Origin of the sequence: Streptomyces nanshensis, assembly GCF_001751255.1 — a bacterium.
Taxonomy (GTDB): Bacteria; Actinomycetota; Actinomycetes; order Streptomycetales; family Streptomycetaceae; genus Streptomyces; species Streptomyces nanshensis_A.
On the sequence record NZ_LJGW01000664.1, the window covers coordinates 1 to 5,192 of the forward strand.

Genomic DNA, 5,192 nt, shown 5'->3' on the forward strand with positions numbered 1-5,192 from the left:
GTCACACGGCCCGGCGCCCGCTCCGCCGGCCGGGCGCGACCCCGGCCCGTCCCTCGCCCGTGCCCGTGCGGAGGAGCGGGACGCGGGATCCCCGGCGGCGGAAGAGCCCGGGAGAGACGACGGCGGACAGGTACGGACACGGGATCGAGTGCTCATGCCGACAGACGGTAGAGACGATCACGCACCCCATGTGATCTTGCTCAATTGCCGTGGACAATCCGCCCGTTGTGGATAAAGCCGTCACTCACTTCAGCGATACAACGGTGCCCAGCAGCCCCGGCCCGGTGTGCGCCCCGATCACGGCACCCACCTCGCTCACATGCAACTCCCCCAGCCGCGGCACCCGTTCGCGCAGATGCTCCGCGAGCTGGTCGGCCCTCTCCTGCGCGGCGAGATGGTGGACGGCGACGTCGACCTCCGCGTCCCCCGCCTTCTCCACCACGATCTCCTCCAGCCGCGCGATGGCCTTGGACGCGGTGCGCACCTTCTCCAGCAACTCGATGCGCCCGTCGGCCAGTTGCAGCAGCGGCTTCACGGCCAGCGCCGAGCCGAAGAGCTTCTGTGCCGCACCGATGCGGCCGCCACGGCGCAGATAGTCCAGGGTGTCGACATAGAAATACGCCGAGACTCCCTCGGCCCGCTTCTCGGCCGCCGCCACGGCGTCCTCCAGCGAGCCGCCCTCCGAGGCCGTACGCGCCGCCTCCAGCGCGCAGAATCCCAGCGCCATGGCCACCGCGCCGCTGTCCACGACCCGTACGGGCACCGGAGCATCCCGCGCGGCGAGGACCGCCGCGTCGTACGTACCGGAGATCTCACTGGACAGATGCAGCGAGACGACGCCCTCCGCGCCCGCCTCCGCCGCCGCGCGGTACCGCTCCGCGAACACTGCGGGACTGGGCCGCGAGGTGGTCACCGCACGCCGCTCGCGCAGCGCCTCCGCGAGCGACCGCGCCGAGATCTCGGTGCCCTCCTCCAGCGCCCGGTCTCCGAGCACCACGGTCAGCGGAACGACGTCGATGCCGTGCCGCGCGCGTGCCGACGGGGGCAGATAGGCCGTCGAATCGGTGACGATCGCGACCTTGGAGGAGGTGGTGCGGGACATGGAGGGAGGCTACCGCCGTCTCACGAGGCGCTCTGCGGACGGCCCTTCTCGATGCCCGGAGGCGCCTCACCGCGCAGCTCTCCGCGCTCCGGCTCCGCGGCCTGCCCGATCTCACGGTCGGTGTCCGGCTGCTCACCGTGCCAGTGCCGCAGCGCGCCCGACTCGATCTCGATCTGCTCGCGGAGCGCGCCCAGGCCCTCCGCGCCGTGCCGGCTGGCCCGGTCCTGGGCCGCGAAGCGCAGCGAGTCCGCCGACTCCTTGATCCGCTCAACGCGTTCGCGCACCTCCGGCATGCGGGCCGCCGTACGGGCCTTGTCGGGCTCGCCGTCCATCAGCATCCGCATCTCGCCGTCGAGCTGCCGGGCGTGGTCGTGCAGCCGGTTGAGCAGACCGAGGGCCTCCTGAAGGGACGGGTCCCGCGCGACCTCCGTCTCGAGGGCGCGGCGCGTGCCGTCGATGGAGGAGCGCAGCTCCAGCCGCTGCCGGGCCAGTTCGCCCACGGTGCCCGGCTGGGCGGTCCTGGCCTTGAGCGTCGTCTCCTCGACCGTGCGGCGGACCTGAGTGCCCGTGCGTTCGACTCCGCGCTGCACCGCCCGTGCCGTCCGTACGGCGGCGATCACGCCGAAGGTCACGAAGAGCACGAACAGCAGCGCCAGCACGCCGATGACGAATTCCACCTGGAAGCTCCTTCATCCGTCGGCCACAGGCCGTCCCTTCTCCAGCGTAAACGGACGCGTACGGGCAGGCGTTCCGCGGAATCCCGGAGCCTGCCCGCACCCGACCCGTAGGGGACGAGGGCCTCAGTCGGTCACCAGTCGGCCACTTGTCAGCCCGGTACGACGTTCACCAGCTTCGGCGCCCGCACGATCACCTTCCGGATGTCCGCGCCGTCCAGGGCGCCGACGATCGCCGGTTCGGCCAGCGCCAACTGCTCCAACTCGGCCTCCGTGACGGACGGTGAGACCTCCAGCCGCGCCTTGACCTTGCCCTTGACCTGCACGACGCACGTCACCGTCTCGTCGACCAGATAGGCGGGGTCGGCGACGGGGAAGTCGGCGTACACGACGCTCTCCTCGTGGCCCAGCCGCCGCCACAGCTCCTCCGCGATGTGCGGCGCCAGCGGTGCGATCAGCAGCAGCATCCGCTCGGCGACCGACCGCGGCACCTCGCTGACCTTGGTGACGTGGTTGTTCAGTTCGGTGATCTTGGCGATGGCGGTGTTGAAGCGCAGCGCCGTCATGTCCTGCGTGGCGCCGTCGATCGCCTTGTGCAGCGCGCGCAGGGTCTCCTCGTCGGGCTCGGCGTCGACGACCGTGACCTCGCCCGTCGCCTCGTCGACGACGTTGCGCCACAGCCGTTGCAGCAGCCGGTACTGGCCGACGACCGCGCGCGTGTCCCAGGGCCGTGAGACGTCCAGCGGGCCCATCGCCATCTCGTACAGGCGCAGCGTGTCCGCGCCGTACTCGGCGCAGATCTCGTCCGGAGTGACCGCGTTCTTCAGGGACTTGCCCATCTTCCCCAGCAGCCTGCTGACCCGCTCGCCGTCGTGGAAGTACGCGCCGTCGGCCTCCTCCACCTCGGCCGCCGGTACGGCGATGCCCCGGCTGTCGCGGTAGACGTACGCCTGGATCATGCCCTGGTTGTACAGCTTGTGGAACGGCTCGGCGGACGAGACGTGCCCCAGGTCGTACAGCACCTTCGACCAGAAACGCGCGTACAGCAGGTGCAGCACGGCGTGTTCGGCGCCGCCCACGTACAGGTCGACGCCGCCGTGCGGGATGCCCTCGCGGGGGCCCATCCAGTAGCGCTCGACCTCCGGGTCGACCAGCCGCTCGGTGTTGTGCGGATCCAGGTAGCGCAGCTCGTACCAGCACGAACCCGCCCAGTTGGGCATGGTGTTGGTCTCCCGGCGGAAGCGGCGCGGCCCCTTCCCGTCGCCCAGGTCCAGGGTGACGTTCACCCACTCCTCGTTGCGCGACAGCGGCGTCTCGGGGACGGTGTCGGCGTCGTCCGGGTCGAACGTACGCGGCGAGTAGTCGTCGACCTCGGGCAGTTGCAGCGGCAGCATCGACTCGGGCAGCGAGTGGGCGACGCCCTCCTCGTCGTACAGGATCGGGAAGGGCTCGCCCCAGTAGCGCTGGCGGCTGAACAGCCAGTCCCGCAGCCGGTAGTTGACCGTGCCGGCGCCGATGCCCTCGCGCTCCAGCCACTCCGTCATGCGGGCCTTGGCGGGCGTGACCTCCAGACCGTCCAGACTGACGCTGTCCGACGAGGAGTTGACGATCCTCGCGTCGTACGCGACGAACGCGTCCTCCCAGGTGCCGGTGTCCGTGCCGCGGCCGTCGGAGGGCTCCACGACGCAGCGCATCGGCAGCTCGAAGGCGCGCGCGAAGGCGAAGTCCCGGTGGTCGTGCGCCGGTACGGCCATGATCGCGCCGGTGCCGTACCCCATCAGCACGTAGTCGGCGACGAAGACCGGGACCTGCTCGCCGCTCACCGGGTTCACGGCGAAGGCACCGGTGAAGACACCGGTCTTGTCCTTGGCCTCCGCCTGCCGCTCGACGTCCGACTTGGCGGCCGCCTGGGCGCGGTACGCGGCGACCGCCGAGGCCGGGTCGGAGTGGCCGCCCGTCCACACCTCGTGGGTGCCCTCGGGCCACTCGACGGGTACGACGCTGTCGACCAGCGGGTGTTCGGGAGCCAGCACCATGTACGTCGCGCCGAACAGGGTGTCCTGGCGGGTGGTGAAGACCTCGATCTTGCCGTCGCCCAGCGGGAAGTCGACGCGGGCGCCCTCGCTGCGGCCGATCCAGTTGCGCTGCTGCAGCTTGATCGCCTCGGGCCAGTCCAGGCCGTCCAGGTCGGACAGCAGACGCTCCGCGTAGGCGGTGATGCGCATGTTCCACTGGCGCAACTCCGCCTTGAAGACGGGGTAGTTGCCGCGCTCGGAGCGGCCCTCGGCGGTGACCTCCTCGTTCGCCAGCACGGTGCCCAGGCCGGGGCACCAGTTGACGGGGGCGTCGGAGGCGTACGCCAGCCGGTACTCGCCCAGGACCTCGGCGCGCTGCACCTCGTTCAGCTCGTCCCAGCGTGCGAAGCCCTCGGGCGTCTCACGCCGCCCGGACGCGAACTGCTCGACCAGCTCCGTGATCGGACGGGCCGCGTCCGCCTCCGGGTCGTACCAGGAGTTGAAGATCTGCAGGAAGATCCACTGGGTCCACTTGTAGTAGTCCGGGTCGATCGTCGCGAAGGCACGGCGCTGGTCGTGGCCCAGGCCCAGGCGGCGCAACTGCGCCTTCATCTGGACGATGTTGGCCTCGGTCGAGGCCCGCGGATGCGTGCCGGTCTGCACCGCGTACTGCTCTGCGGGCAGGCCGAAGGCGTCGAACCCCAGGGTGTGCAGGACGTTGTGGCCCGTCATCCGCTGGAAGCGGGCGAAGGCGTCGGTGGCGATGTATCCCAGCGGATGCCCCACGTGCAGGCCCGCGCCCGAGGGGTAGGGAAACATGTCCATGATGAACTTCTTGGGCTTCGCGACGGTCGCGGGATCGCCGGACAGATCGCCCTCACCGGGGTTGGGGGCCTCGTACGTACCCTCCTTCTCCCAGAAGTCCTGCCAGCGCGCCTCGATGTCGGCGGCCAGCGCCGCCGTGTAGCGATGGGGAGCCGCGCTCTCCGCGGCGTTCGTGGTCTCGGTCATCGTCCTCAAAGCTCCATCGGTCGTCTCTGCCGAGCACAAATGAAAACCCCTCGCACAGGAGGGGACGCCGCGCCGATTCCGGTCCTCCCGGGCTTCGTCCCGGGGACCGGCACTGATCAGCGCGGCCAGCTAAGCAGAAGGCGTACGGCACGCATGCGGTCAGGGTACCGCAAGGGCAGCGGGGGCTTCGCCCGGGTTTCCGGGGACGGGGTGCCGGGGCTGGTCCGGCGCCGAACCGGAGCCCACAGCTCGGCGTTCACGCCAGTAAGGGAGCCCGCGAGGGACGAGGAGGCCGCCCGGGCGCAGGAGCGCTGGGGGCAGCAGGGGGCGAAGCCCCCGCACCCAACCCGCACCGGAACGACAACGCGCACTCCGAGGGGCCGCAGGGGG

3 protein-coding genes are annotated in these 5,192 nt (G+C 70.8%); all 3 read right to left on the reverse strand.

The features are described 5' to 3' along the window. Positions 1 to 244: 244 nt before the first annotated feature. Positions 245 to 1,102, reverse strand: a complete 858-nt coding sequence (locus tag AN218_RS31215; RefSeq protein WP_070020386.1) for a DegV family protein — start codon at positions 1,100 to 1,102, stop codon at positions 245 to 247. 20 nt (positions 1,103 to 1,122) lie between these two features. After that, positions 1,123 to 1,779 (reverse strand): hypothetical protein, encoded by a 657-nt coding sequence (locus AN218_RS31220; RefSeq protein WP_070020387.1) that lies wholly within the window; start codon positions 1,777 to 1,779, stop codon positions 1,123 to 1,125. 149 nt (positions 1,780 to 1,928) lie between these two features. Then, positions 1,929 to 4,802 (reverse strand): leucine--tRNA ligase, encoded by a 2,874-nt coding sequence (leuS, locus tag AN218_RS31225; protein ID WP_070020388.1) that lies wholly within the window; start codon positions 4,800 to 4,802, stop codon positions 1,929 to 1,931. Positions 4,803 to 5,192: the final 390 nt, after the last annotated feature.

Bases quoted from the DNA above. Each gene is read 5' to 3' on its own strand.
- AN218_RS31215 (WP_070020386.1), bottom strand. From the start codon at position 1,102: ATGTCCCGCACCACCTCCTCCAAGGTCGCGATCGTCACCGATTCGACG.
- leuS (WP_070020388.1), bottom strand. From the start codon at position 4,802: ATGACCGAGACCACGAACGCCGCGGAGAGCGCGGCTCCCCATCGCTAC.